At 59.2% G+C, this 25,933-nt stretch carries 20 protein-coding genes and 3 tRNA genes; 4 read left to right on the top strand and 19 right to left on the bottom strand.

What is annotated here, in order from left to right; genetic code table 11:
• Nucleotide 1: 1 nt before the first annotated feature.
• On the top strand, nucleotides 2-919 hold the full coding sequence (locus tag QML71_RS11970) for a carbon-nitrogen hydrolase family protein (RefSeq protein WP_282012161.1): 918 nt from the start codon (nucleotides 2-4) through the stop codon (nucleotides 917-919).
• 351 nt (nucleotides 920-1,270) lie between these two features.
• The gene (locus QML71_RS11965; protein WP_282012160.1) at nucleotides 1,271-2,968 is read left to right on the top strand and encodes a hypothetical protein; all 1,698 of its coding nucleotides are present in this window, start codon (nucleotides 1,271-1,273) and stop codon (nucleotides 2,966-2,968) included.
• 153 nt (nucleotides 2,969-3,121) lie between these two features.
• On the opposite strand, the gene QML71_RS11960 is transcribed toward QML71_RS11965, so the two are convergent.
• The 5 genes from QML71_RS11960 to QML71_RS11940 form a co-directional block, all read right to left on the bottom strand.
• A tRNA-Pro gene (locus tag QML71_RS11960) sits at nucleotides 3,122-3,198 on the bottom strand.
• A gap of 64 nt (nucleotides 3,199-3,262) precedes the next feature.
• Nucleotides 3,263-3,922 (bottom strand): Spy/CpxP family protein refolding chaperone, encoded by a 660-nt coding sequence (locus tag QML71_RS11955; protein WP_282012159.1) that lies wholly within the window; start codon nucleotides 3,920-3,922, stop codon nucleotides 3,263-3,265.
• A gap of 64 nt (nucleotides 3,923-3,986) precedes the next feature.
• Nucleotides 3,987-4,063: transfer RNA gene (locus QML71_RS11950), tRNA-Arg, on the bottom strand.
• An 8-nt stretch (nucleotides 4,064-4,071) separates the two neighbouring features.
• Nucleotides 4,072-4,147, bottom strand: a tRNA-His gene (locus QML71_RS11945).
• A gap of 151 nt (nucleotides 4,148-4,298) precedes the next feature.
• The gene (locus QML71_RS11940; protein WP_282012158.1) at nucleotides 4,299-4,778 is read right to left on the bottom strand and encodes a ClpXP protease specificity-enhancing factor SspB; all 480 of its coding nucleotides are present in this window, start codon (nucleotides 4,776-4,778) and stop codon (nucleotides 4,299-4,301) included.
• 99 nt (nucleotides 4,779-4,877) lie between these two features.
• Here QML71_RS11940 and QML71_RS11935 point away from each other — a divergent pair, with 99 nt between their 5' ends.
• The gene (locus QML71_RS11935; protein ID WP_282012157.1) at nucleotides 4,878-5,759 is read left to right on the top strand and encodes an MBL fold metallo-hydrolase; all 882 of its coding nucleotides are present in this window, start codon (nucleotides 4,878-4,880) and stop codon (nucleotides 5,757-5,759) included.
• Nucleotides 5,760-5,886: 127 nt separating this feature from the next.
• Here QML71_RS11935 and ilvB read toward each other — a convergent pair whose 3' ends face one another.
• From ilvB to QML71_RS11915, 4 genes are all read right to left on the bottom strand, one after another.
• Nucleotides 5,887-7,686, bottom strand: a complete 1,800-nt coding sequence (gene ilvB / locus QML71_RS11930) for a biosynthetic-type acetolactate synthase large subunit (RefSeq protein ID WP_282012156.1) — start codon at nucleotides 7,684-7,686, stop codon at nucleotides 5,887-5,889.
• Nucleotides 7,687-8,120: 434 nt separating this feature from the next.
• A complete protein-coding gene (locus tag QML71_RS11925) occupies nucleotides 8,121-9,059 on the bottom strand; it encodes a Ppx/GppA phosphatase family protein (RefSeq protein ID WP_282012155.1) in 939 nt (312 codons plus the stop codon).
• A 12-nt stretch (nucleotides 9,060-9,071) separates the two neighbouring features.
• A complete protein-coding gene (gene lptG / locus QML71_RS11920) occupies nucleotides 9,072-10,175 on the bottom strand; it encodes an LPS export ABC transporter permease LptG (RefSeq protein ID WP_282012154.1) in 1,104 nt (367 codons plus the stop codon).
• A gap of 18 nt (nucleotides 10,176-10,193) precedes the next feature.
• Nucleotides 10,194-11,267, bottom strand: coding sequence for an aminoglycoside phosphotransferase family protein (locus QML71_RS11915; RefSeq protein WP_282012153.1), 1,074 nt, complete (start codon nucleotides 11,265-11,267; stop codon nucleotides 10,194-10,196).
• A gap of 241 nt (nucleotides 11,268-11,508) precedes the next feature.
• Here QML71_RS11915 and QML71_RS11910 point away from each other — a divergent pair, with 241 nt between their 5' ends.
• Nucleotides 11,509-11,835, top strand: a complete 327-nt coding sequence (locus QML71_RS11910) for a (2Fe-2S) ferredoxin domain-containing protein (RefSeq protein WP_282012152.1) — start codon at nucleotides 11,509-11,511, stop codon at nucleotides 11,833-11,835.
• A 40-nt stretch (nucleotides 11,836-11,875) separates the two neighbouring features.
• Here QML71_RS11910 and yihA read toward each other — a convergent pair whose 3' ends face one another.
• The 10 genes from yihA to QML71_RS11860 all read right to left on the bottom strand — a co-directional run bounded on the left by yihA (nucleotide 11,876) and on the right by QML71_RS11860 (nucleotide 25,595).
• On the bottom strand, nucleotides 11,876-12,487 hold the full coding sequence (gene yihA, locus QML71_RS11905; RefSeq protein WP_282012151.1) for a ribosome biogenesis GTP-binding protein YihA/YsxC: 612 nt from the start codon (nucleotides 12,485-12,487) through the stop codon (nucleotides 11,876-11,878).
• Nucleotides 12,484-13,779, bottom strand: coding sequence for a DUF1015 domain-containing protein (locus QML71_RS11900; protein ID WP_282012150.1), 1,296 nt, complete (start codon nucleotides 13,777-13,779; stop codon nucleotides 12,484-12,486). The genes yihA and QML71_RS11900 overlap by 4 nt, the downstream gene beginning before the upstream one ends.
• A 182-nt stretch (nucleotides 13,780-13,961) precedes the next feature.
• A complete protein-coding gene (locus QML71_RS11895) occupies nucleotides 13,962-14,444 on the bottom strand; it encodes a c-type cytochrome (RefSeq protein ID WP_282012149.1) in 483 nt (160 codons plus the stop codon).
• On the bottom strand, nucleotides 14,444-15,133 hold the full coding sequence (locus QML71_RS11890; protein ID WP_282012148.1) for a c-type cytochrome: 690 nt from the start codon (nucleotides 15,131-15,133) through the stop codon (nucleotides 14,444-14,446). Before QML71_RS11890 ends, QML71_RS11895 begins: the two co-directional genes overlap by 1 nt.
• Before the next feature lie 7 nt (nucleotides 15,134-15,140).
• Nucleotides 15,141-18,101: a hypothetical protein gene (locus tag QML71_RS11885; RefSeq protein WP_282012147.1), complete on the bottom strand. Its 2,961-nt coding sequence runs from the start codon at nucleotides 18,099-18,101 to the stop codon at nucleotides 15,141-15,143.
• 7 nt (nucleotides 18,102-18,108) lie between these two features.
• Nucleotides 18,109-20,181: a multiheme c-type cytochrome gene (locus QML71_RS11880; protein WP_282012146.1), complete on the bottom strand. Its 2,073-nt coding sequence runs from the start codon at nucleotides 20,179-20,181 to the stop codon at nucleotides 18,109-18,111.
• A gap of 88 nt (nucleotides 20,182-20,269) precedes the next feature.
• Complete coding sequence (locus QML71_RS11875) at nucleotides 20,270-20,590, bottom strand: Hpt domain-containing protein (protein ID WP_282012145.1); 321 nt, start codon at nucleotides 20,588-20,590, stop codon at nucleotides 20,270-20,272.
• Nucleotides 20,591-20,670: 80 nt separating this feature from the next.
• Nucleotides 20,671-22,776, bottom strand: a complete 2,106-nt coding sequence (gene glgX, locus QML71_RS11870; RefSeq protein ID WP_282012144.1) for a glycogen debranching protein GlgX — start codon at nucleotides 22,774-22,776, stop codon at nucleotides 20,671-20,673.
• A gap of 78 nt (nucleotides 22,777-22,854) precedes the next feature.
• Nucleotides 22,855-23,364, bottom strand: a complete 510-nt coding sequence (locus tag QML71_RS11865; protein ID WP_282012143.1) for a nuclear transport factor 2 family protein — start codon at nucleotides 23,362-23,364, stop codon at nucleotides 22,855-22,857.
• 92 nt (nucleotides 23,365-23,456) lie between these two features.
• Nucleotides 23,457-25,595: an NHL domain-containing protein gene (locus QML71_RS11860; protein ID WP_282012142.1), complete on the bottom strand. Its 2,139-nt coding sequence runs from the start codon at nucleotides 25,593-25,595 to the stop codon at nucleotides 23,457-23,459.
• Nucleotides 25,596-25,933: the final 338 nt, after the last annotated feature.

Here is a 25,933-nt window from a genome sequence, read left to right as displayed (position 1 = left end):
TATGAGCACGCACGTGGAAAATCCGGCAATGAACACCAAACCGCTGGAGGTAAACCTGTGCACGTTCGGCATGGCGGCGGAAGACAAACAGTTGGCGGAGATCGCCGGGCAGGTGGAGGCGGCCAACGCCGGCGACATTTATCTGTTTCCGGAATACGCCGCGTACACGGCGGAGGGATCGGACATCGCCTACGATGCGTTGTGCCGCTGGGCGCGGGAAAAACGGATCACGCTCATCACCACGCTCAACCGCGCAGCGGCGGACCTGCCGCATGCGGATGCGAGCGAGCGCGCGAACACGCTGTTCGTATTTTCACGCGACGGCACCGTGCACGCGCCGCAGGCGAAGGTGACGCCGCAGTCGTTCGAGATGAATTGGGTGGATGAGAAATCGCCGGTCATCAACGTCAAACCGTACGCGTATCTCAACCGTGTGGTGCTGCGTCACGAAGGGCAGGCGTGCTCGGCCTTGTTTCTCATCTGCTCCGACCTGTACCTGTTGAAACTGTTTCCGCCGGAAGCGTTGAAGGCGGACGTGCTGTTCTGCCCGGCGAATTTCGGCAACGGCGCGGAGGGCGTTGCGGGACGGCTCATCGAAACCTGCGTGGAGCGCGGCGTGTTCGGCCAGGCGTTTTACGCCAACTGTTACCAGAAACCGAAGGGTGATCACCTGCCGTTGACGGTGGCGGTGACGCAAAGTTACCGGCAGGTGGAGGGGGCGGTGGTGAAGATGGGGGCCGCCGACCTGGTGCGGCAGGTGGATGCCTCGCATCACCTGTACCATGACGACAGCCATACCAATTTTTTGAGCATGCTGGAGCTGACCCGGCAAGGCGGATTCACCGTGCCGCATTCGCGCAGTGTGGAGTCCGGCCTCAGCGTGCACTCCGGCATCTACGACCGCGTGATCGAAATTTAATCGCATTTCAAATTACAAAAGGGATCACGGCGTGTTGCCGTGATCCCTTTTTTATTTCTGGTGGTCCTACCCATTAAACATTTAAATTTCAATTCAATAGGGGAAAAATGATCCTGGCAGGAAAATAGAGTTGACGGCAGTGCCTTAATTATATGATAATGAAAATCATTATCACTAAAGGCTTGGCCGGTTTGTGCCATGTATCTCAAAATCCTTACCATTGTGAATGGCATTCTCCTCGTTAGCATCCTGTGTGGCATGCAATGGTTGATCTACGTCACCCTGGATCACTGGTTTTGGAATATGTGATCGAGCCGGCCGGGTTTTCCCTCTTCTATAAGGAATAGCGCCATGAAACCGACACACATCGCCGCCTTCCTGCTGGGCTTCGTTCTTGCGGCCACCGTTCCCGTGGGGCATGCGGCGGAGCCGCAACCGGCTACGGGATTCCTGATCCTCGCGCCGGACCGTGGTCATCTGGGCAACCGCGAGACGGAAAAATTGTTCGACGTGTTTTCGCACGACTACCCCGCGGCGCTGGCTTACGCCGGACGCGGTTACGGTGGACCGGACCGCACGTACGATCAATACCTGACTGAAGCCCTGCGTTCCCTTCAGCAGCAGAACGTGGAGCGGGCGGTCGTGATTCCGCTTTTTCTCTCCGACCGCAATCCGGTAGTGCAGGCCGTCCGCGCCCAACTGCCGGCGTACAAAACCGGTTTGCGCCTCGAGTGGGCGAAACCCATGACGGAAAGCTACCTGATTGCGCAGATTCTGTATGACCGCGTGGTGGCGCTCAGTCGAAACCCGGAATCCGAAAGGCTGGTGGTGCTGGGCATGGGACCGGTGGACGAGGAATCGGAAAAGACATTGAAAGCCGATTTCGAAAAAATGGTGAAGTACGTCACCGACCGCATTCCGTTGAAAGAAACGCAGGTGGAGTTGTATTACAACCGCAGTGCGGAGACCGAACTGCGCGAACGGAAAAACGAGGAGGTGGACCGCCGCATCATCGATACCGTCGCGAAGAAGGGCGACGCGTTGTTGGTGCCGTTTGTCATGGGTCCCAAGTACTCGCACCGCATGTCGCTGATTCACTGGATGGGCATGAAGTTCGGCGAATACGATTTGCGCATCAGCGCCGATGAAATCCTGCCTCACGACAACGTTCTGCGCTGGATGAAAAAGACGGCGAACGCCCACACACCGGTACAGCCGGAGCACGTGGGCGTGATCATCATGCCGCACGGCGCGCAGAAGCCGTATAACGACGCCATCGAACAGGCCATCAAACCCCTCCTGGGCAAGTACCGTATCGAGCTGGCGTACGGCATGGCTGATCCCTGGACGCTGGCCGAAGCGGTGAACAACCTGGAAAGGGAAGGTGTGCGCAAGATCGTGATCGTACGCATGTATTCGCTGGCCGATCAGTTCAAAGACAAGACCGATTACATTCTGGGGCTCAGCGATGTTGCGCCGCGCACGCGCAGCGGGGCTCCGCCGCCACAGGTGCGGTCGAGCGCGGTGTTTGCGGGATTCGGCGGTTATGAGGAGGATGCGTTGATCTGCGAAATCCTGAAAGACCGCGTGCTGGAGATCAGTAAAAATCCGGAGAAGGAGCAGGTGTTGTTGATCGCCCACGGTGCGCGCGATGACGAGCGCGACAAACGCTGGCTCCGGATCATGCAAAAGCACGCCGATTATATTGACCGGCAAACGAACGGTGCGTTCAAATTGATTCGTGGATTGACAGTGCGTGAAGACTGGCCGGATAAACACGAAAAAGCGCTCAAGGAAATCCGCGCGCTCATTGAGGGTGGATCAAAAGACGGCCGCACGCTGATCATCTCCAACCGGCTGTACGGAAGCGGTCGCTACGATGAGTTTTTCGACGGACTCGAATACGAGATGAACCGCAAAGGGTTGGCGCTCCATTCCAACATGACCCGATGGCTGGATGAAGGCATCCGGAAAACCCTGCACAAAGAATTCTCCCTCCCTGCGGAGTCGCTGGTCCAGAAGAAAAGGGGTTCTGCCGCCGATTCCTGATGCCGGAACTTCCCGCCTTCCGGCGTCAAAAAGCTTACGGGTTTCGCCCGTAAGCTTTTTTTATTTGGTGCAAGAGACCTTTCGGTTTCGTTGAAAACGTTTCCCAAGACAAAAAAGGGATCACGGCGTGTTGCCGTGATCCCTTTTCGTTTCTGGTCGGGGCGAGAGGATTTGAACCTCCGACCCTCTGCTCCCAAAGCAGATGCGCTGCCAGGCTGCGCTACGCCCCGTTGAATGCCATGCGTCGTTCACGATTTGGGCGATGTGCCCCGCCGCCCGTCCGGGCTTCCGGACTCAGCCGCCGTGGTGCAGGCCGCCGATCTTCTTGCGCTGTTCGTCGGTCAGCACCTGCAACAGCGCGATCTTGGCGTCGATCATCAACTGGATCGATGCCGCCTTCACCGTCTTCATGCGCTCGCCGACGTTGCGGATGGCGCTTTCGTCGAACTCACCGCTGTGCACCAGTTTCTCCAAGTCCATGTGCGCGATGCGGTGCTCGGCATGCAGCTGCACGCTTTTCTTCTGGTACTCGAACTGCTTGTCGCTGATGGTTTTCAACTGGTCTTCAGTGAGACCCAGCGGCTTGGCGAACTTGAGCAGGTGCGAGAACGGATCGCGGTCGCCGTGGTGTCCGCCGCCATGACCGTAACTGCCGTGACCCTTTTTATGATGGCTGCCTTGTTTGTAACCGTGTCCGCCGTAGCCCTTGGCACCGTGGCTGTAGCCCTTGCCGCTGCCTTCTTCCTTACCGTGATGGCCGGAGTAATCGGAACCATGCGGGGACTTCCCATGCGGCGATCCGTGAGGGCTGCCGTGCGGCGACTGCATCTGGCCTTCGGTCTTGCTGCCTTCTTCCGGACTGGCCGACGCCAGGGTGACCGTTCCGGTCAATAACAGGGGCAAGGCGAATCCGTAAACGAGAACACGAGGAATGGATGAAATGAAATGGCGCATGGGATACTCCTTTCTCACTCACTGATGAGGCAGTCTGACTGGGTCCGGAAAGATGGGACCAAATTGGCACGCCCGGCAGGATTCGAACCTGCGACCTACGGATTCGAAGTCCGGTACTCTATCCAGCTGAGCTACGGGCGCAGAAAAAATGGGGTGAGCGACGGGACTTGAACCCGCGGCCACTGGAGCCACAATCCAGTGCTCTACCAACTGAGCTACGCCCACCATGATGTCTGTTGTAGGGTATTATATAAAAATAAGGAGTGCAGTTTAAACCATTCAGGCACCGGGTACAAGCAAATATTCCCCAGCAACTTCTTGAAAACGGGGGCCTACAGGCTGTCAGCCTGCGCCCCGGGCCGGAATGCGGCCGCTGTCACTTGATGACCCGCAAATGCGAGCGGTCGCGCTTCGATTTGGCGCCGTCGTCCTTGCCCTTTTCCTTTTCCGCGTCGCGGGTGGCGGCGGCTTTTTGCGGCTGGATGGTGGTTTTCCGGGTGGGGGTGGTCTTTTTCGCTTTCGACATCTCTTCCATGAGATCGATGTCTTGAGGGATGCTTTCCTCCCAGACCTGGCCCTCGTTGGTGTCCGGATCGTACAGGGCCCACACGGCGGTGAAGGGGATGGTGCACTTGTGCGGCCGCCCGCCGAACGCCAGCGTGGTGTAGATGCCGTTTTCATCGATCTCGATCGGACGCCGGAACCCCATGTTCAGGACGAGGTTCAGCATGGGGTTGTGTTTGTGCTGTTTGGGCACATCGACATCCGGCTGGCGCGCGTCCAGGCACACCATGGCGTCGCCCTGGCCGAGGAGCTGATTGAGCACATCTTGTTTGGTCTGGGGAGTGGATTCCATGCCCCCAACCGTACCACAATTTTTTTTCCGCGAAAAGTGGATCATGATACCATTTGCGTTCACAACGAAAGTTCAATCAGATACAACATAAGGAAGATCATGCGTGCACGTATTGAGTGGAGACGAGTGGGGCTGATGGTGTTGGGATGGCTGGCTTTGACCGGCGTGGCGGTGGCGGAAGAGGTCAAAACGATCGAGATTCTGCCGCATATCTGGACGGTGCACTCGACGGGAGGAACGGATTCAAATGCGACCTTCATCATCACCGACCAGGGAGTGATGGTGATCGACACGAGCATGACGCCCGAAGGCGGGCGGCACCTGCGGGACGAGATCCTGAAAAAAACCGGCAAGCCCGTCACCCACGTGGTGAACACACATCACCATAAGGAAAACGTGCTGGGCAACAATGCCTTCAAGGATTGCGCGTCCATCATCGCCCATCGCAAGGCGCAGAAAAATATGGAAGCGGTGGTCAAACGCGAAGGGCTGAGGGACGCCACCTTCCCCAATCTTGTTTTCGACAGCCATGTGGAATTGACGCTGGGCGGCTACCTGCTGGAGCTGCGACATCCGGGGCCCGCGCACACCAACGGCGACCTTTATGTGTACATGCCGACCTGGCGGACCATCATCGCCGGTGGCCTGGTGTTCAATGAAGTGCTGCCGGACACGCGGGACAGTTACATCGATCCCTGGATCGATGCGTTGCAGAAGATGGAAGATGTGGATGCGGAACTGATCGTGCCCGGCCACGGTCGCCCCGGTGGCAAGCAGCTCATCATGAAAGCCAAGCATTACCTGATCCTGCTCAAGCGTTACGTGAATTTCGAACTGGATCAGGGACACGGCCTGAACGATATCATCAAAAACGTGTCGGCGCGGTTGAAAGAACCGTACAGCGGCTGGTTGCACCCGGAGCGCATGGAAGCAAACATCCGCCAGGCGTTCATCGAATACAGTGCCAAGCGCGGCACGTGAACCGTATTTTGGTATTCCTCTCCCTGGATGGGAGAAGGAAAAAAGAATTATAAAAAGGAACAGGCACTAATAAAAAACCCCTTTCCCAAACTGGGAAAGGGGTTTTGTTTTTTCGTTGCCCGCGAATCTATACGTCGATGCCTTTCTTTTGCCAGTACGCACGCAGATTTTGATCGGCGTCGAGAATGGTGTCGAGGTACGTGTGGCCGCCGGGAATCATCGGGATGACGTGGCCGTGGCTCTGGTCGTTATACGGGTACTTGACGTCGAGCACGTAGGGTCCTTTGTGTTTCAACATGCGTTTCAACGCCGGTTCCACTTCCTCCGGCTTGCGGATGCATTCGCCCTTGATGCCGAAGGCGTCGGCGATCTCCGCGAAATCCGCGTCGCCGATGTAGGTGTGGCCGCGCAACGATTTGTAGAAACGGTCCTCCCATTGCGCCACCATGCCCAGGTGCGCGTTGTTGAGGATGACGCTCTTGACCGGGATGTTCTCGATTTTGCAGGTCTGCAATTCCTGGATGTTCATGAGGAACGAGCCGTCGCCGTCGATGTTGATGACCGGCACATCCGGACGCGCAACCGCTGCGCCCACGGCGGCGGGCAGGCCGAAGCCCATCGCGCCCAGACCGGACGAACACAGCCAGTGCCGCGGTTGTTTGAAGCGCCAGAACTGCGCGGTCCACATCTGATGCTGGCCGACGCCGACGGAAATGATGGCGTCGTCTCCGGCAAGGCGTTGAATCTCCGTGATCACGTGTTGCGGCACGATGTCCTTGTCGCTCAACTGGTAGGTCAGCGGAAACTCTTCTTTCCACTCCTGCACCTGTTTCACCCACGGGCCGATGTCTTTTTTCTTTTCCACCAGTTCGTTCATCATCTTGAGCGCCTGTTTCACATCGCCCTGAATCGGCACATCGACGGTGATGTTCTTGTTGATCTCCGACGGATCGATGTCCACCTGGATGAACTTGGCGTTGGGGCAGAACTCCGACAGCTTGCCGGTCACGCGGTCGTCAAACCGCACCCCAAGCGCGATGACGAGGTCGGCGTTGTTGATGGCGATGTTGGCGTACACCGCGCCGTGCATGCCCAGCATGTGCAGCGACAACGGGTCGTCCATCGGAAAACTGCCGAGCCCCATGACCGTGTTGGTGATGGGGATGCCGGTTTTCTTGACGAACTTGCGCAGCTCGTCCGACGCTTCCGAGGAGACGATGCCGCCGCCCGCGTAGATGATGGGGCGGCGCGCTTCCTTGATCAGGTGCGCGGCTTTCTTGACCTGTTGCGGCGCCGGTTTCAGGTTCGGCCGGTAACCCGGAGCGTCCAGCGCGACCTTGAAATCGGGAATCGTTTCCTGCTGCTGAATGTTTTTGGGGATGTCGATCAGGACCGGACCGGGCCGCCCCGTGGACGCGATGTGAAACGCTTCATGCACGACCTGCGGAATGTCGTTGATGTCCTGCACCAGGTAACTGTGCTTGACCAGCGGGAAGGTGGCGCCGACGATGTCCGTTTCCTGAAAGGCGTCGCTGCCCATCACCTGCGCCGGAACCTGCCCGGTGATGGCGATGAGCGGGATCGAATCCATCTTGGCGTCCATGATGCCGGTCAACAGGTTGGTCGCACCGGGACCGGAGGTAGCGAGGCACACGCCGGGCCGGCCGGTGACGCGGGCATAACCGCCTGCCGCAAACGAACCGCCCTGCTCATGGCGCGGCAACACGTGCCGGATTTTTTTGGTCAGGGTCAGAGCCTGATGGATTTCCATGGACGCGCCGCCGGGGTAGCCAAACACCGTGTCCACCCCTTCGTTCTCCAGCGCCTTGACGAGGATGTCGCGTCCCTTCATCGGCGGATTCGAAAGGTTTTTTTTGCGGTCGATGTTGACAACTTTTTTTGCTGTGGATTGCGGAGTGCGGGCCATGGTCGATAACTTGTTAAAAATTAGTAAGATAAGCTGAAACTGTAGCTCAATGCGGCAACCCTGTCAAACCCAAACTCCGGGCGCAAAACGGGTGAAACACTCCTGCGACTCAGAAGGGGGTGTAGAAGGGGTTCGGGTCCGGATACTCAGTTATAACGTGAACCTGCCGGGCCTTCAAATTTTTTTTGTGTAAGGTAGAGAAGGCCCCCTCATCCTAGCCCGTCACTCAAGGAATGCCCTTTAAAAAGGGCAACTTTGTTAAGTTCTCAGACTGAAGTTTTTGGTAGTGTCCGAACAAAGGAAGATCATCGTTCACTCTCACCCCAGCCCGTCACTCCGTGAGTGCTCCCATCAAGGGAGAGGGGGAGTTTAAGGTTCCTTCTCCCCAGGTGGGAGAAGGTTAGGATGAGGGGGTTAATGATTTTTCCTTGGTTTTAAGCGGACTCCGCCCGGTCGCCGAAGGCGTCGATCAGGATGCCCTCGCGCAGGCTGTATTCGCTGACGGTCAGCACGTCGCAGCCGAAAGCCTGCATGGTTTCGAGCAGGATGGCGGTGCCGGCGATGATCAAATCCTCGCGGCCTTCTTCCAGCGTGCGGATTTGCAGGCGTTCGGCGATGGATTGGGCCTTCAGGCCGTCGTTCAGGCGTTCGATGTCGGCCCGCGGCAGGGCGAGTCCGTGCACCTTTTCCGGATCGTAGGGGAAGATGTCGTCGCGCATGGCGGCCAGCGTGGTCACCGTGCCCGCCGTGCCGATCAACACCTCGGGTCGGAGCCCGCCGAGCCGGGATTTCACGTCCGCCAGTTCCCCGGACAGGAACGCGCGCAGCTGCCGGTACTCGTCGGCATCGACCGGGTGGCGGGTGATGAAGCGTTCGGTGAGGCGCACCACGCCGAGCCTTGTGCCCGCCACGGCCTCCACCTTGCGGCCGCGCGAAGCGATGAATTCGGTGCTGCCGCCGCCGATGTCGAAGGTCACCATGGGCCGGTCCTCGGCGGGCAGTTTCCAGAACACGCCGGCGAGCGTCAGCCGCGCTTCTTCCTCCCACGGGATGACGTCAATGTGCAGTCCCAGTTCGTCCTCGACGCGGCGCACGAAGTCGTCGCGGTTGGCGGCGTCGCGCACGGCGCTGGTGGCGACCAGTTTCATCGGCACCTCGCCGTACTTCCGGCAACGTTCCTGAAATCCACGCAAGGTGTTCACAGCGAGATCGATGCGGTGAGGCAGCAGGCGTTTTTCGCTGTGGATGCCTTCGCCCAGCCGCGTGATGGCGCGCTCGGACTCGACTTCGCGGAACGCGCCTTCGGCGTCCCGTTCCATAATGAGCAGGCGGATGGTGTTGGAGCCGATATCGACGGAGGCAAATCGCTTCATGCAGTCATCCGGTCAAATGGGAAGGATTTTTTCGCTGTCCAGCGTCAGCAGCAGGTACAGGCCGATGGTGATGAACAACAGGCACGGACCCCACGCCGCCAGCAACGGATCGAAGGTGCCTTTCTGGCCGAGCGAAATCGACGTCGCATAGAAAAAGAAAAACAGAAAACCGATCAACAGGCTGAGGCCGATGCAGAACAGCATGCCGCCGCGCCGGCTGGAACGGATCGATAACGGAATCCCCACCAGTGCCAGCACCACGCTGATGAAGGGATACGACAGCTTGTGATGCAGATCGACGCGGCTGCGCGTGGCGTCAAACCCCTCGGACTCCTTGATCAGGACGTTCTGGTACATCTCGCGGGCGCTCATCTCTTCGGCGCGTTTCTGCACCTTGTTGAAGTCCTCCGGTTTCTCCAGAACGGGAAACACCTGCGTGTCGAAAAACTGGGTTTTGTCGAGGCCGCCTGGAGAGAAAAACCGCATGGCGCCCTTTTCGAACACCCACTGGTCGCCGTTCCACGATACTTTTTCGGCGTCGATGCGCTGGCGCATGACCGGGCGCTCGCGGTCGTAATAAAACAGGCTGACGTCCCACATCACGTTGTTCACCGGATCGTACGTTTCCATGTTCCAGATAGAACCGTTGGGCGAGCGCAGCCACAGGTTCTGACGGGAAGTCTGATGCATGTTTTCGTGGCCGCGCACTTTCACGTAAAAAATGTAATTCATGTTTTCGCTGGTTTTGGGCGTGACGAATTCGTTGAGCAGCACGAGACCCAGCGCAATGATGAGCGAGGTGCTGAGAATGGGTTGGGTGATGCCCATCAGGCTGATGCCGCAGGCGCGCATCGCCGTCAGTTCGTTGTTGCGCGCCAGCCCCACCAGCGTCACCACCGTAGCCAGCAGGATCGCCTGCGGCGCCATGTAGGAAAGGATGAATGGCACCTTGTAAACAAAATACAAAATGAAATCCCAGAAGGTGCCGTGTTTGGTGACGAATTCGTCGAGGCGTTCGAAAGCGTCGATGATGAGAAACACGCTGACCATGGAGACGACCATCAGCAGGTAGGTCTTCAGAAACTGGCCCAGGATGTAACGTTTCAGGATTTTCATAGAGTGATCGCGGGCGGTTCAGACGGTGAGTTCCGGGATGACCGCTGCCAGCGCCCGGTGCAGGCCATTCAGTTCCGGGTGGCGCTTCAGCGTGTCTCGCACATAACCCAGCGTCGGCGCAATGCAGGGCAGATAACGTTCGTTGTTCATGACTTGTTTCTGGTACGCAAAGGTGCCGATCGCTTTCAGATTGCGCTGGATCGACATGAGATCGAAAACACGGTGGTACTCTCCGGCATCGACCTCCTGTTTTTCCTTTTGCCGTTTGAGGCTGATGAAGCGGTCCACCATATTGCGAACGAATTTCTCCGGCAGCGGCAGGTAGGAGTCGCGCAGCAGCGACGCCAGGTCGTACTGGCTGGGTCCCATGCGCGCGTCCTGAAAATCGAGGATCACCAGGCCTTCGTCATACACCATCAGGTTGCGGCTGTGGAAATCGCGATGCGTGAACCGCAGCGGCTGTTCATCGAGCACGGCGCACAGCCGTTCGAGGTGATGCCGCAGGGCGTTCCACACGCCGTCGTCCAGCGTCGTGCCGCACAGACCTTCGAGGTAATGCTCGATCATGAAATCCATTTCCGCCAGCAGCTTGGCGGTGTTGAAGCGCAGGGAGTACGCCGGACAGTCCGGAGTGATGCGTTGCGTGGCGCGGTGTTGCATGTCGGCCAGTATATCCACTGCCTGCCGGTACCAGGCCTGGCGTTCGGCCTCGTCGCAGGGTTGCAGATGCTGTTCCAGAGTCTGGTCGCCGCAATCCTGCAGAAATACGAATCCTTTTTCCGCGTCGTAGTGGTACAGGTGCGGAACAGGAACGTTCAAACCCTCCAGAAATTTTTGCATGCGCACAAAATCGTAGTCGTTGCCGGGAAAGGGTTCCGGCAGTTGCATCAGCATCAGGGAGTCCGGACCGTGTCCCCGCGACCGGTAATGGGGTCGCAGGCGGAAGTAGCGCCGCGTCGAGGCGTCGCCCTCCAAAGGCGTGGCTTCCACGCCGACCACGGATTGCCCGAACAGGCCACCCAGCGTCCTGGCGAGGTACGGGAGGTTGAATCGCGGTGACGCGGAGGGGTTGGTGGTGGTTCTGGAATTCATCAATTCGGTCCGGTGATGGCCTGCGGATGCAGGTTCGGTTTGGAACTTTGTTCAATTATAGTATACTACCAGCCCGTTTGGCTGGTGACAACGAGGCCCTGCGCGCGATGAACCGGAGGAAGACCGGTTTCACCCGTGGCATTCCGGAAGTCCTCCGGAAAAATCCAAAACGAATCACATTCAGTCGCATCTTAATCAGGATCTTATTGAAGATCCTTTGAACCAAGCATGGAGGAGAACAATGCCGAAACCCGCATATCACATTCTGGTCTGTACGAACCAGCGCCCGCCCGGGCATCCCCGTGGCTCCTGTGGCGAAAACAATGCCATGGAGATTTTTGAAAAAATCGGCATGGGCATCGAACAGAAAAACCTGTTTGGCAAAGCCATGCTCACCACGACGGGATGCATGGGACCGTGTTCCATGGGACCGGTGGTCGTCGTGTATCCGGACGGTGTCTGGTACAAGGGCGTCAAGGCCGACGATGTGGAGGAAATTCTCGAGTCCCACATCATCAATGGCAAAAAAATCGAGCGGCTGGAAATTTCCGACGACATGTGGGGATGACCTTCAGCCGGTAACGCATGCACATCCCTAAAGAGGAAGCTCAATCCGTTTCGGGTTCAGCTTCCTCTTTTTTTTGCAGGTTCTGGAAATAACTCCACAATTCCTTGCGTCCGTTGTTGTTTTTGCTGGAATACATCAACACCGTGCGTTGCCCGTCGTCGCTGAACGCCTGCTTGATTTTTTTCATCTGCTGCTGCCGTTCGGTTTGCGACAGCTTGTCCGCCTTGGTGGCCACCACCACGTATTCCAATCCCACCTGCTGCAGCCAGTCTTTCATGTGCAGGTCCAGCTCCGTGGGTTTCCGGCGGATGTCCACGATCAACACCACGCTTTCAAGCGTGTCGCGTTCCTGAAGATAATTCTCGATCAGCGTCTGCCAGTGTTTCTTCACCGAATCCGGCACGCGGGCGAAACCGTAACCGGGCAGGTCGGCCAGCATCCACGCATCATTGATGTTGAAGAAATTGATCATCTGCGTTTTGCCGGGGGTGGCGCTGGTCTTCACCAGTTTCTTGCGGTTGACCAGCGAATTGATGAGCGACGACTTGCCGACGTTGGACCGCCCGATGAACGCGACTTCGGGCAGCGGTTGCTTCGGGTATTGCTTGGGCGACACCGCGCCGGTCAGAAATTCGGCTTTGACGATTTTCATGATTTGAACCGGTTGATCACAAGACCGGAAAGCAGCTTGGGATAAAAATAGGTGGCCTTCTGTGGTAGGCGCACGCCTTGTTCCGCCAGGCTGCGCACCTGATCGATGCGGGTGGCGTTCATGAAAAACACGAGGTCGAACTCACCTCGATCCACGTTGTCCATCGACTCCTGCGTGCGCACGTTGTAGGTGATGTATTGCTGGTGTTCGGCGCGTTTCGTGTCGATGCCCATGATGTGTTTGAGCACCAGCGTGTGCAGTTGAAACACGTCGAGCACTTTTAATGGTTCCGCATCGTCCGGCGTCATGTGCGGCGCCACGGCATCGATGTCTTTCAGCTTCAGCAACACGGCATCGCCCTGTCCCAGGTATGTGCAAAACGCCACGCCCTGATGGCTCATTTCTTCCAGCGTGGCGATCAGGACATCGGGATGCGTGTTTTTGGGGAACGGTTCGATGCGGAAATAAGGCTCCAGCTTTTTCAGAAAAGCGTCGCGGTCGAACGGTTCCGGACTTTTGATCTGCCGGTGAATGGGGTAGATGGCCAGCGCGTCGTTGTCCATATTGGTGAGGAACATCAGCACGTGCGCCGAGTCGCTGGAGGCGTCGCCGTTTTCCTGGTGGTACGCCAGCGCCGTTTCATAACGATGATGCCCGTCGGCGATGTACACTTTTTTATCTTCGAATTGTTCCGCAACCCGCGCCAGAGTTTGAGGGTCGGTCAGTTTCCAGAAGCGGTGGGTGATGCCGTCTTCTTCGATCACCGATAAAGGTTCGGACTGCATGATGGTCTCCAGCGACCGGTCCACCGCGTGGTCGGGATCGGAAAACAAACCGAACACCGGGCTGAAGTTGGCGCGGCAGGCGCGGATCAATTGTGCCCGGTCTTCCTTCGCTTTGGCCAGCGTGAACTCGTGCGGGCAGATGTTGCCCCGGCTGAAATCCTCCAGCCTGACCCGCGCAAAAAATCCGAAGCGGTTATATGCCTTGCCGCTGTAGGTGTATTCCTGGCTGTACACGTAAAACCCCGGACGATTGTCTTCCTTAAGAATGCCGCGCGCCATCCAGTCGGTGAAATCCCGGGCGGCGCGGGTGTAGCGGTTGTCGTGGTCGGAGTCGGTGTCGTGTTGTTTGCCGAGGATCAGGCGCACCACGTTGTACGGATTCTTTTCATACAGCACCCGTTGCTGCTCGGGACGGATGACGTCATACGGCGGAGCCACCAGCTGGGCCAGCGGTCCGGCTTGTTCTTCGTTGTAAAGCAACCCGGTGAAGGGTGCGATGTCCACCATGATGCGTTCCTGAAGAGGTGATCCGGGAAGAAAACGGGTGCCCCCGGCCAGCAGGCCCGGAAGCCCCGCAGGGGAGGGGGCATCGGCAAACAATGTCTTGCAGACAATCATACTCCCATTGCAGGGATTAGACAATTCAATCGTGGTTGGAAGTGAACGCGGTGTCGTTGAAAGAGGGTGGGTCAAGAAAGACCTTCGCAGTCGCACAACTCGCGGATGTAGCTGACCAGTTGATGGATGGTGACGTCGTCGAAAGTACCGCCCCAGGCGGGCATGCAGGGGGCGCGTCCGGTGGACAGCCCGCCGTGCTTGATGGCGTGGAACAACTGCTCATCGGAACGGCTTTCCAGATAAATCGCCTTGGTGTGGTCGCGCGGAGGCACCACCACATGCGGGGCGTTGATGCCGTCGCCCTTGCCCTTCACGCCATGACATTGCGTGCAGTAATACTGGTAGGTGGCGCGTGTTTCCTCCGTCACCGGATGCGCGCGCACCGGTTTGGGCGGTACCGGTTCGGGGGCCGTTGGAGCCGGAGCTTCCATCGCCGGCGGTTTCGTTGCGGACGATTCCTGTTTCGACGCGTCGTCGCCGCAGGCGGCAATCAGCAGGGTCAGTGCCAGCAGGACGCCGATCCTAAGGAAAAAGTTTTGTCCGGCGACGCGCATCACGGTTCATCCTTTTTGTGGGACAGCACGTAACGGGTCATCAGCTTCAATTCGGTTTCTTCGAGATCGTAAACCGGCATGCGGCTTTTCTCGACGAAGCGTTTCGGATTCTTCAGCCAGCGATACACCCACTCCGTCTGCAGGCGGTTGCCCGCGTCGAGCAGGGACGGACCCGACACGCCGCCACGCGGCTGCCTGGCCAGGTTGTAACTTTCATGACAGGCAATGCAGCTGTGGTCGCGTTCGAACAGCATTTTGGCGCGCACGCGTTCGCCACGCGCCAGGGGTTTGAGATCGAGCGTCAACGGTTCCAGTCCATCGAGTGCCTGTGTCATCAGAAACGCCCCCAGTGTTTGCGCCTCTTTTTTCGTCACCGCAACGTGCGGACCTTTGTGCTCCGGCTCGCCTTTTAAAAATCCCGGATCGCGCGGGTGCCCCGCTTTGCGGATCGGTTCGGGTTTCTGCAGAAACTCAACCAGCCACGCTTTTTTGTATTTGTCGCCGGCGTAAAACAGGTCGGGCGCCGGGTGCGACTCTGCAGGTTCTTCCGCCGACAGGCGGTGGCAGGCGCCGCATTGCTTCTGCTCAAACAAGGCGGTGTCCGCCAACGCGGGGGCACCGGTGCCCAGCCAGAAAATAAAAATTCCGGCCAGAGTCCAGGGTGTGCGATGCCATCGATAGGGAGTCATAGAGTCTCTATTCAATCGGCGGCGGGATGATGCCCAGCGGATTCGTCTCCGGTTCTGGCGTGAACTCCGGTGTCGGTTCCGAGCCAAAGGGGAAGAACGGCATCGATTCCGCAGGCGGCGCCACCGGCTCGATGTCGTCGGCGCCCGGTCCCGGCTGTGGTGTGAACAGGTCCTGCGCCGGATGCAGGCGTTGCTCGGATTTCACCCGGTTGTCATTGAAGTCGTAGTAGAGCACGAGGTCTTCATCGCCTGCGGGTTGGCCGAATTTTTTTTCGTTCAACTCATGGCGGGAGTCATAAGGAAACACTTCGCGCACCAGCAGGCGGCCCAGTCCACGCGTTTTGAGATCCGTGTAATACCAGCCGCGGTAGCGGTCGGTCTGGCGGTTGAGCGAGTCGATCAGCTTGCGGTCGAGGAAGTCCGCGTCCGGCACCACGGTTTGCAAAGCCCGGCCTTTTGGCGTGACGGTCTGCTTGATCTGGAACTCCGGCAGCACGCGGTTGGTGGATTTGAGTTCATTCAGAAAACGGCCGGCGTCTTCGACCTTGTGCAGTTGCGATTCCCCCAGTCCGGTGGCGACAGAGTTCTGATGGCAGGATTCGCATTTGCGCGCCGTTGGGCGGATGGTGTGCGGCGTGTGCGGCGTCCACACCAGGCCCGGTTTGCCGTCCTGGGTCACCGGCACTTCCGCCTGGTTGCGCAACGCATCGGACTGAGAGAGGTCGGTGATGAAATACTGGTAGCGCGGTTGCACGACGATGACCCGGCCGCGGCGATTGGCGCCCAGCATGGGTTCGCTCCAGCCCGACTCGGTGATGAGGTTCACCCACACGCCCGGACTCCAGGGGCCGTCGATGCCCTGCGGTTTTTGTTTGGCGCGAGTCCAGTCCAGCATGCCCGGGTCGCTGGATTCCGTTTGCGACGCGTCGTCTTCGCTTTCCTGTTCACTTTGCAGCAGGGACGGGGTGCGGAAGCGTTGTTGCAGCACCGGGTCGGCGAAGTTCCAGTCGCTCCACTTGCCGACGTCCAGTTCCGGTTCGCGGATGGCGTGCAGGCCCCATTCATTGGCCGACCAGCGCGCGTGGCAGGCGGCGCACTCGACTTTGATCAGATGCTCGGTGATGCGGTGCGCCAGCGGAATCGATTTCAATTCCTTCAACAGCGGGATGACGTGCTTCTTGCCGGTGACTTTGGAGAACAGCACCCACTGGTCGCGATCCTGTTTGATGTGCGGCAGCGGATCGCCCTGGTCGTCGGTCATGACCACGTCTCCCAAGGCAACCTTGGTCATGAGGTTGGGGTTGAGCTGATTCGACTTCAATAACTTTTGCGCCCGTTCATCGGCTTCCACCAGTTGATAGCCTTCCGGCGGTTTGTGATGCGTGCCGTGGCAGGTCTGACAGCGCACGTTGACGGCGCTGTGCATGGTCGGATTTCGCGAGGCATCGGCCTTCATTTCTTTGGCGCTATGGCAGTCGATGCAGTGCATGCCTTTTTCACGGTGGATGTCCGGAATCAGGAAGTCATGCTGGCGGCCGTGCAGCACCGGCTGATCGGCGAGCACGTCGTCGTGCGAGGTCATGGGCCGCGCCGGTTTGCCGAACAGTCCCTCGTATTCGTTGCCGACGCCGTTGTTGTTGTGGCAATGCTCGCACTGAACGCTGGGCACGGCGACGGTGAACTTGTGCACCAGCGGGTAGCCGCGCCGGTTTTTGAGCGGCGTCGATCCGTTGCGGTACGCAAAGCGGGACCCGTTCTTGCGGATGTCGGCCTTTTGCACTTTCTGGATGGCGCGGTCGCGGCTGAGCGTCAGGCCGTCGTTGGTGTAGATCATATGGCAGGCGGCGCAGCCGGTGGCGCGGTAATCCCCGGCGCGGTGCGGCGCGTTGGACTGCACGTGGCAGCGCAGGCATTTCTTTTTGAGGAAATCGTCGGCGCGGTGGCCACTGTCTTCAAACGTCCACGGTTTGGCGTCCTTGCCGCCTTTGGAAGTGTTGAACGGCGAATGGCCCCAGGCGTAGCGCGTCATCTCGACCATGCCGCGCGGGTTCGCCATCAACGAATTCTGAACCTGCTCCACCTGCTCGGCGTGGCATTTGCCGCAGGCGTTGGGCGCGTGTTCCAGTGCCGAGGGATTCGGGATCATGCCCGTGTGCGCCTGCTCCGGCGTCCGCCCTCGTTCACTGCCCTGGTGGCAGGTGGTGCAGTCGAAGCGGTGGTTCTCGCTGATCTCCTCGATGCCGCGGTGGCAGGTGAGGCAGCCGCCCTCGATGTTGACCAGCTCGATTTTGCCGAACACGTCGCGCAGACGGAAATTGGAATCGCGGTAAAAGTTTTCGATGAATCCGTTGCCGTCGGCGTACGAGTTGAAACGGATGCCGTCCAGCGTGGTGCCGGGTTTCAACACTTCCTGCGCCGACTCGCGCTTGTTGCGGATGAGGAAGAACGGATCGCGGAAATCGTCGGCGGACAATGGGATGCCGGAGGCGATCGGTGGAATGAGCACCATCTTCTTTTCGAACGTCACCGTCGGTTCCGGTTCGGTGCTGTGCGGTTCCGGCTCGGCGGTTTCGGTTTTGGGTTTGCCCAGGAACGGTTGCGGTTCGGGTTCCGGCGCAAACGGTTCCGGCGCGAAGGGATCGGGCGTGAACGGCTGCGGCGCAATCGGTTCCGACCGGTACGGTTCCGGCGGCGCCGTCATGGGGGATGTGGTTTCGCCCGACTGCGGAGGCGGCACGGGCGTTTCGCTTTGCAACGTTTCCTCCTCTGGAGTCGGGTCTTCCGGTTCGCTGCCGAACAAGTGGCCGCCCGGTACCGAAGGCGAGAAGCCCAGGTCCGGTTGCTTTTTCGGTTGGGAGTTGTGGGAACCCGGCGTGTTTTCGATCTGCGCCTGCAGGCTGGGGATCAATCCCAGCCCCAGCAACAGCAGGCAGGCCACGCTCCCTAAGGCTTGTTTGAAAAATTTCATAGTCGCATCAACGCTGTTTCAGAATCTTTTCGCGCAGTTTCCGGTGCCTGCCCTGTTTTTCGAACTGATAACTTTTGGACATGTTCTGATAAACCGGATCATCATACGCATCGTGGCAGGGAATGCAATTGCCCACGCGCAGCATGCGCAGGATCTCCGACTGGTTGAGCGGCCGCGCTCCGGGCTGCCCGGACCCGGCCACCGGCTGGCCGCGCAGGGTGACGGTGGCTTTCGGTCCCAGCTCCGAACGCAGGGTTTTGATGTCGGTCAAGACGAGGAAGTTGTATTCATCGTCTTCGCCGGACGCATCGCCCTGGAGTTTCAATTCGCCTTCACCGAGCCCCAATGTTTCCGGAGAAAGGTGACAGCCGGCGCAGGACCTCACAGTTTTCTGCACCGAATGCGGTTGGGCCGCGTACACCAGATTGGACCCAGAATATCCCAGTGCATTCGTGAATTGCCACTCCTTATAATCGCCTTCCCGGTCGCCCTCTTCATTGATGACGGGCAACGGGTGTCCCTGTGCGTCGAGCACAGTCAGGGTGCGCGGCGGTTGTTCGAGAAACGGCGCGATCTTGCCGCGCGGCCCCTGCATCAGCCGGGGCGCCTGCCAGGCGGTGTGTTGACGCGGACCCGATCCCCATGGGTTCCTGCCCTGAGCGTAGGCGGCGGCATCGTAGGTGATGTGGCAGCCCTGACACTGCGGCACCCATTGCGCATGACAGGAGGTGCACTGCAGTTTGTTTGTATGCCCGGACAGCGTGTGCGTCTGGCGTTTCCACGCGGCCTGCGGAATGGCGATCTGCTTGTCGCTGCGTTTGCTGAAAAAGACGAACCGTTTGCCGATTTTCTTCACGTTCGACATTTTGTTGCCGTGGGCGGTCAGCACCATCTCGTCGCCGACCTTGTTTTGAAAGCCGGGGTAATGGCGGCTGAGCCGCACGGCGGGATCGGTCTTTTCCTGAATGACGGCGGTTTCCGGATACGCGGTTTCCGTGCCGTGGCAGGTTTCGCAACGCACCTCGACGGCCTGATGCTGGCGCGAATAAATGTTGCCGTCGCCCATCACGTCGAACGCCGTGTGGCAGTCGATGCATTCCATGCCCGCTTTGCGGTGGACGTCCTCCACCGGCTGGCCGGTGCCCGCGAAACGAAATTGTTGACCGGTGGCGGTGAAGGTTGCAGAGGCCAGCGGCGCCTCGGTTTCGAACTGGCGGTGGCACTGCGTGCACAGCGTCTGCGGCGGCAGCACCGTCATCGTGTGCGTCGCCGCGTGTCCCGGTTCCTGTTTCGGGATGGTGGGATCGTTGCCTTCATACAATCCCTGTTCATTGTAAGCGAAATGACAGGCGGCGCAGCCCTGCGACCGGTACACCCCCTCGGGCGGCGCGGCGTCGAGATGGCATTGGAAGCAACGGTCGCGCAACAGGTGATCGGCGAAATGATTCGACAGCATCACCCTCTCACCGTCTTGCGCATCCGGCTGATGGCGCGGCACGGTTTTTTTAGAGAAGTAGGGCAGGCGGGACAGACGTTCCACCGCGCCTTTTTCTTTGGGCGTGTTGCCGTCCGCGTCGTCCACGGCATAGATGCCGAACTTGGCGTCCTTGCCGGTCTGCCCCGACCACTGAAAGCGCAGTCCGGCGATCATGCCCGCCAGCGTGCCCATCGGCGATTTCCGGACATGATCGGCCCAGTTGCGGCTGTCGTCGGCGAATCCCGAGTGGCACTGCGCCTGGCCGCAACTGAGGTGCACCACTTTCAGCGATGAGGGGTTGCGTTTGCCGGTGCCCGCATCCGCGTCGTGGATGAGCGTGGCGTGCGCGTTTTCCTTCGTTACGGCTGAGGCGTCGCCGCCATGACACGCCGTGCAGCCCATCTTGAGCGGATGCGACGCGCTGGCGGGCTCGATGCCGTTGTGGCATTGCAGGCAGTGTTCCGGATCGGATGCGGTGGATTGGAAGGACGGTTGCCAGGCGGCGGGTTGCAGCACCGGTTTGTCGGAGGCGGTGCCGTCGAGTGCAGGAAGCCCGATCGCAGTGCAGGCGATCATCAGTATGAAGAGCCCGAATTTATTCACAGAACTCCCCATTTGATTTCAGTGACCCAATCACGGCGCAAGGCGGTGGACAGCAATCCGCACGGACGGTGGCGGCACGTTGAGTCGATCATGTGTACACCACTTCCAGCCGGCTCAGATAATTCGCCAGTCGATCGAGAAGCGATTTCACCGGCTTGGATTGGTTGCCGGCGGCGGCCATTTCGAGTTCGTCGCCGAGCACGGTCAGTTGGTCAAAACCATAACTGGCGCCTGAACCTTTCAGCATGTGCGCGATCTCCTGAATGGCGGCCAGATCGTCCGCTTCGAATAAAACGCCCATGCGTTGCAGGTCCCGCCTTCGATCGGCCAGGTAACCGGGAATCAGGGGTTTCAGATCTTCGGAAATGTGGACCGCGATCTTGTCCGTTTTGGGGTTGGGTGGATTCATGAAGCCATATCAAAAACGTTGAAACTCTTATCCTAATGAATTTGGCGCAGGCTTTTCAACCGCTTCGATGGGAAAAGGCCTCATTTCCATTCCAGCACCGCCAGGCTGTGTGGGGTCAAAAGATAGGGTTGTTCCGGAAGAATCGGGGTTGCGGGCGGGTTTTCAACGCTTCCCGTGTCGAATGCCCGCTGCCAGCCGCCCGGCGCGTCCCATTCCGGCAGCCGCCAGGCGCCTTCCGCGTCCCCGGCATTCATCAGGATCAGCAGGCTGCCGGAATGCTGAAGGCGGTTTTCTTGCGGAGCGGGCGCCGCCAGCAGGCATCCCAGCACATGGCCGTCCGCATCGTCCCAGTCCGCCTCTTCCATTTCCGCGCCATCAGGTTTCAACCAGGCAACGTCTTTCAGTCCCGTTCCCGCGTCGAGGGTGCCCTGCAGAAAGCGATCGCGTTGGAACACCGGATGGCGTTTGCGGAACGCGATCAGTTGCCGTGTGAAATCGAGGAAGTCGATTTTATTGTCGTCGAGATGCCAGTCGTACCAGCTGAGGGCGTTGTCCTGGCAATAGGCGTTGTTGTTGCCGCGCTGGGTGCGGCGCAACTCGTCGCCGCCGGAGAGCATGGGCGTGCCGAGCGAGAGCAGCAGCGTGGCCATCAGATTTTTCATGTGGCGGGTGCGTCGTTGTTGCACGTCGGCGCGGCGGGTGGCGCCTTCGATGCCGTGGTTGCAACTGGCGTTGTCGTTGTTGCCGTCCTGGTTGCGTTCGTTGTTGGCTTCGTTGTGTTTGCGCTGATAACTGACCAGGTCCTGCAAGGTAAAGCCGTCGTGGCAGGTGACGTAGTTGATCGACGCCTGCGGCGCGCGCTCCTGGGGCTGGTGCATGTCGCCGCTGCCGCTCAGTCGCCGCGCCACGAGGCCGATGTGCTCCGGTGCGCCCAGCCAGAAACGGCGCGCCGTCTGCCGGTACTGGTCGTTCCATTCCGACCAGCCGTGGGGGAACCCCGCGACCTGGTAGCCGTCCGGTCCCAGGTCCCAGGGCTCGGCGATGAGTTTGACTTTTGAGAGCACCGGGTCTTCGCGCACCGCCTCAAAGAACGGCGCTTGTGGGTCGAATCCGTCGTCGCCGCGTCCCAGCACCACGCCGAGATCGAAGCGGAACCCGTCCACGTGCATGTCGGTGACCCAGTAGCGCAGGCTGTCGAGCGCCAGCCGGCGCACCTGCGGATGCGCGAAGTTCAACGTGTTGCCGCAGCCGGTGAAATTCTCGTACCGCGCCGGGTTGGTCGCATCCAGCGTGTAGTAGGTGCGGTTGTCGATGCCTTTAAAGGCAAGCGTGGGGCCGCGTGCATCGCCTTCCACCGTGTGGTTGTACACCACATCGAGGATCACCTCCAGCCCCGCCTGGTGCAGGCGACGCACCATTTCCTTGAACTCGCGTATGGGATCGCTGCCGGCGGCGAGGCGCAACTCCGGCGCGAAAAACAACAGCGTGTTGTAGTTCCAGTAATTGGTGAGGTGGCCCGCCAGCAGGCGCTGCTCTTCCGCGCCCTGATGGATGGGCAACAGTTCGACTGCGGTGACGCCGAGCGACTGCAAATGCCGGATGGCCGCATCCGCTGCCAGTCCCGCGTAGGTGCCGCGCAATGCGGGCGCGACGTCCGGGTGTTGTTTGGTGAAGCCCTTGACGTGGGTTTCGTAAAGGATGGTTTGGCCCCAGGGGATATTGGGCGGGGCGTCGTCCTGCCAGTCGAACGCCGTATCCACCACGCGGCAGAGGGGTGCGTGAAGGGCGTTGTCGGTGCCGTCCGGCGGCAGTTTGGAATCGGGTTCCTGGGCGAGGTCATGCGCCACGCTGTGCCAGCGGCGGTTCCAGGTGGGACGTTGACCCAGCAGCCGCGCATAGGGGTCGGCCACGACCTTGGATGGATTGAAGCGGTGTCCCTGTTCCGGGGCATAGGGACCGTACACCCGGTAGCCGTAGCGGCATCCCGGCTTCAGGCCCGGCACCCATCCGGTCCACAGGTGGTCCGGATGCCGGTCGAGATGAATGCGGCGCGTCTCGACGGCGGTATCCGATTCAAACAGGCACAACTCGACACCACTCGCATGCTCCGAATACAGGGAAAAGTGGACGCCCTCGGGCGAAACCACCGGTCCCTGCATTGTGGAGTTGAAGAGTTCGCCGGTCATCGCATGTTCCCCATCGGACACCCGCATGGGCGGGCCCGGGCCGGGAATGGATTCAGGAACCTTGCGGCTCCCGCCCGCTCAGTAAACCGGGTTGTGGAAATAATACAACGCGTCGTCTCCCGGCACGATGGTGTAGTCCGGGAGGCTGGAACAGTGTTCGTGCGTGATTTTCCATTGCCCGCTGTTTTTTGCAAACACGTAGGTGCAGACGCTGTGCTGACGTTCGTCGGTGCTGAGTCGCGAGGTGACACTGATCAACTCATCCACCAGCAGGAAGCCGACCTGATCGCCGATGTTGCCGGACAGCACGGTGCGGTTCTGCTCGCATTTCAATCCCTGAAATTCCGAGATCATGACTTCATAATTCTTGATCCGGATTTCAGGCAGCACGCGTTTGTCATCATTGATGATGACCATGTCCGGAGAATAAAAATTAAACATCTGGCGCGGCTGGGTGCACACAGCCTGATCCACTTTTTTGAGCACGTTGGACAGCGCATCGGTATCCGCTGCCAGCGCGTTGCCGGCCGTGACCATCCAGAACACCCCGGCAACAAGAAGGGGTAGAAGACGATTGTGTCGTTTCATACGTAGCCTCTCCAAAAAGAAAATAGTTTCTTTAGCGTTATCGTAAATGATGGATTCGGAAAATCAGATTCCGGTACGGGCGCCGATTGGGATCAGGGGAAATTCTGGAAATAAATATTCACTTCTTCCCCTTCATAGCCCCAGCCGAAACTGCCGCGTCCCGCAATGGTGGTGATGATCCCGTCCGGGGTCACCTTGCGGATGCGGTTGTTGCCCATGTCGGTGATGTACAGGTTGCCCTTGGAATCGAACGCGATGCACGCGGGCTGTTTCAACATGGCTTGGGTGGCGGGGCCGCCATCGCCGAATAATCCCTGTACGCCCGGCTGCCCGGCAACCAGTACGATCTTGCCGTCCCGCGTCACTTTGCGGACCGTGTGGTTGCCCGTTTCCACGATGTACAACTCGCCGGAAGGGCTGATGGCGAGATCACCGATCGATTTGATCCCGGCTTCGAGCGCCGGTCCCTTGTCGCCGCTGTAATCATGATCGGTATTGCCCGCCACAGTGGTGACGATGCCCTGGCGATCGATCTTGCGCACCACGTTGTTGGCGGTGTCACCGATGTACAGATTGCCCTGTTTGTCCATGGTCAGGGCTTGCGGATCGCGGAATGAGGCCTTGGTCGCCGGTCCGCCATCGCCGGTGTAATCGGAACTGCCGTTGCCCGCGACGGTGCTGAGCTTGCCTTCGGGCGTCACCTTGCGGATCTGGTGATTGATGCGGTCGGAAACATACAGATTGCCCTGTTTGTCAAACGCCATCCCCGAAAATTGAGTGATGACGGTGATTTCCGAATGCGACGAGCGTCCGGTGAAACCGGCCTGCATGATGGATTGCTGGTAGTCCTCGTCGCCGGAAGACAGAAACAGGCTGACCGTGCCCTGAGTGTCCACCTTGCGGATGAGACTGACGAATCCGCTCGGGCTCTGGAAATAGATTTCGTCCTTGTGGTTCAACTCCAGAATGGTGGGGAACACCGAGGCTTCCAGCGCCGGGCCGTTGTCGCCGATGTTGCCGCGGATGCCGGTGCCGACGATGGTGCTGATGATGCCGTCGGGATCGATCTTGCGGATGCGGTAATTGCCCTTGTCCGCAAAGATGATGTTGTCTTCATCGTCCACGGCGATGCCATGCGGGAACTCCAGTTTGGCTCCGGTGGCGGGGCCATTGTCGCCGGCGAAATTTTTCACGCCGTTGCCGGCCAGGGTTTCCACGCGGCTGCCTTTCTGAAACATCTTGCGGATGCGGTAATGCGAGCGATCGACCACCAGCAGGTCGCCGTTGGTATCGAGCGCGATGGCGAAGGGCAGGTGCAGGTTGGTTTCCCGCGCCACTTCGGAGTCGCCGTTGTAATCCTGCTGACCCGTGCCCATGACGGTGCGGATCATGCCCAGCGTGTTGACCTTGCGGATGCGGTTGTTGTTGCGGTCGGCGATGTAGACATTGCCTTCATCGTCCACGGCCACGTCCGTCGGACCCGCGATGCTGGCCCGATAGGCGGGGCCGTTGTCCCCGATGAAGAAAAAGCCGCCATCTCCGGCGATGGTGCTGATCAGGCCGGACTCCGCATCCACCTTGCGAATGCGGTTGTTGCCGCGATCGGCGATATACAGGTTGCCCGCGTTGTCCACCGTCAGTCCGAACGGCTTGTCGAGGTTGGCGCGCAGTGCAGGCATGTTGTCGCCGTTGTACCCGTCATCGCCCGTTCCGGCATAAGTGGTGATGATCCCGTCCGGGGTCACCTTGCGGATCACATTATTGGAACGATCGGAGATGTACAGGTTGCCCGCGTTGTCCACCGCCATGTCCGAAGGCAGATCGAGCTGTGCCTCGGTGGCCGGGCCCTTGTCGCCGCTGTAACCGGCGCTGCCGGTGCCGGCAACGGTGGTGATGATGCCGTTGGTGTCCACCTTCCGCACCACGTGGTTTTCGCGGTCGGCGATGTACAGGTTGCCCTGCTTGTCAAAGGTGAGCCCCGCCGGGACTTTCAAGGTAGCCCGGTTGGCCGGACCCTTGTCGCCACTGTAACCCGATACTCCGGTGCCCACGACGTTGGTGAGCATGCCGTTTTGATCGATCTTGCTGATGATGTTGTGAGCGCGGCGCGCAATGTAGATGTCGCCGCTCGGGGCCACGGCAATGCCGTCCACCAGAGAAATGGAAACGTCGGTTGCTTTGGTTGTGCCGGTTTTGGCGTCTCCCGCGACCGGTATCAGGAAGACAGCCATCAGGATCCAGAATCCGGCGTGTAGGATTGATCGGAAAGTACGTGTCATGCAAAACCTCATTAATGTAATTCCGGACCCTGCCGGGTCCTCCTTTATTGAATGAACCTAGATTAACATTTTCCGGGGGCCGGTTGGCACCCTTCAATCTCCCGCAATCGTTTGGGTGAGGACGGACCGGAACAGGGGTTCCCTGAAAAAAAATGCCCGCACGCCGGTTTGGGAATGCCCAAACCCAACCACGGGCACGACCCTGTAACTCTCTTGAATATTGGAACTTTAGGGATTATACGGAGCCGACCCCGGTTGTCAACGGATTTTGTCACCGATCACAGGCGAGG

It is taken from the genome of Nitrospina watsonii (assembly GCF_946900835.1).
In the GTDB taxonomy this organism is placed as follows: Bacteria; Nitrospinota; Nitrospinia; order Nitrospinales; family Nitrospinaceae; genus Nitrospina; species Nitrospina watsonii.
The sequence above is the reverse complement of the archived record's forward strand: the minus strand, read 5'-3'. Positions and strand labels throughout refer to the sequence as shown.

What these genes read in the sequence shown, in the direction of transcription:
- QML71_RS11970 (WP_282012161.1), top strand. Translation starts at nt 2, where the DNA reads ATGAGCACGCACGTGGAAAATCCGGCAATGAACACCAAACCGCTGGAG.
- QML71_RS11965 (WP_282012160.1), top strand. Translation starts at nt 1,271, where the DNA reads ATGAAACCGACACACATCGCCGCCTTCCTGCTGGGCTTCGTTCTTGCG.
- QML71_RS11955 (WP_282012159.1), bottom strand. Translation starts at nt 3,922, where the DNA reads ATGCGCCATTTCATTTCATCCATTCCTCGTGTTCTCGTTTACGGATTC.
- QML71_RS11940 (WP_282012158.1), bottom strand. Translation starts at nt 4,778, where the DNA reads ATGGAATCCACTCCCCAGACCAAACAAGATGTGCTCAATCAGCTCCTC.
- QML71_RS11935 (WP_282012157.1), top strand. Translation starts at nt 4,878, where the DNA reads ATGCGTGCACGTATTGAGTGGAGACGAGTGGGGCTGATGGTGTTGGGA.
- ilvB (WP_282012156.1), bottom strand. Translation starts at nt 7,686, where the DNA reads ATGGCCCGCACTCCGCAATCCACAGCAAAAAAAGTTGTCAACATCGAC.
- QML71_RS11925 (WP_282012155.1), bottom strand. Translation starts at nt 9,059, where the DNA reads ATGAAGCGATTTGCCTCCGTCGATATCGGCTCCAACACCATCCGCCTG.
- lptG (WP_282012154.1), bottom strand. Translation starts at nt 10,175, where the DNA reads ATGAAAATCCTGAAACGTTACATCCTGGGCCAGTTTCTGAAGACCTAC.
- QML71_RS11915 (WP_282012153.1), bottom strand. Translation starts at nt 11,267, where the DNA reads ATGAATTCCAGAACCACCACCAACCCCTCCGCGTCACCGCGATTCAAC.
- QML71_RS11910 (WP_282012152.1), top strand. Translation starts at nt 11,509, where the DNA reads ATGCCGAAACCCGCATATCACATTCTGGTCTGTACGAACCAGCGCCCG.
- yihA (WP_282012151.1), bottom strand. Translation starts at nt 12,487, where the DNA reads ATGAAAATCGTCAAAGCCGAATTTCTGACCGGCGCGGTGTCGCCCAAG.
- QML71_RS11900 (WP_282012150.1), bottom strand. Translation starts at nt 13,779, where the DNA reads ATGGTGGACATCGCACCCTTCACCGGGTTGCTTTACAACGAAGAACAA.
- QML71_RS11895 (WP_282012149.1), bottom strand. Translation starts at nt 14,444, where the DNA reads ATGCGCGTCGCCGGACAAAACTTTTTCCTTAGGATCGGCGTCCTGCTG.
- QML71_RS11890 (WP_282012148.1), bottom strand. Translation starts at nt 15,133, where the DNA reads ATGACTCCCTATCGATGGCATCGCACACCCTGGACTCTGGCCGGAATT.
- QML71_RS11885 (WP_282012147.1), bottom strand. Translation starts at nt 18,101, where the DNA reads ATGAAATTTTTCAAACAAGCCTTAGGGAGCGTGGCCTGCCTGCTGTTG.
- QML71_RS11875 (WP_282012145.1), bottom strand. Translation starts at nt 20,590, where the DNA reads ATGAATCCACCCAACCCCAAAACGGACAAGATCGCGGTCCACATTTCC.
- glgX (WP_282012144.1), bottom strand. Translation starts at nt 22,776, where the DNA reads ATGACCGGCGAACTCTTCAACTCCACAATGCAGGGACCGGTGGTTTCG.
- QML71_RS11865 (WP_282012143.1), bottom strand. Translation starts at nt 23,364, where the DNA reads ATGAAACGACACAATCGTCTTCTACCCCTTCTTGTTGCCGGGGTGTTC.
- QML71_RS11860 (WP_282012142.1), bottom strand. Translation starts at nt 25,595, where the DNA reads ATGGCTGTCTTCCTGATACCGGTCGCGGGAGACGCCAAAACCGGCACA.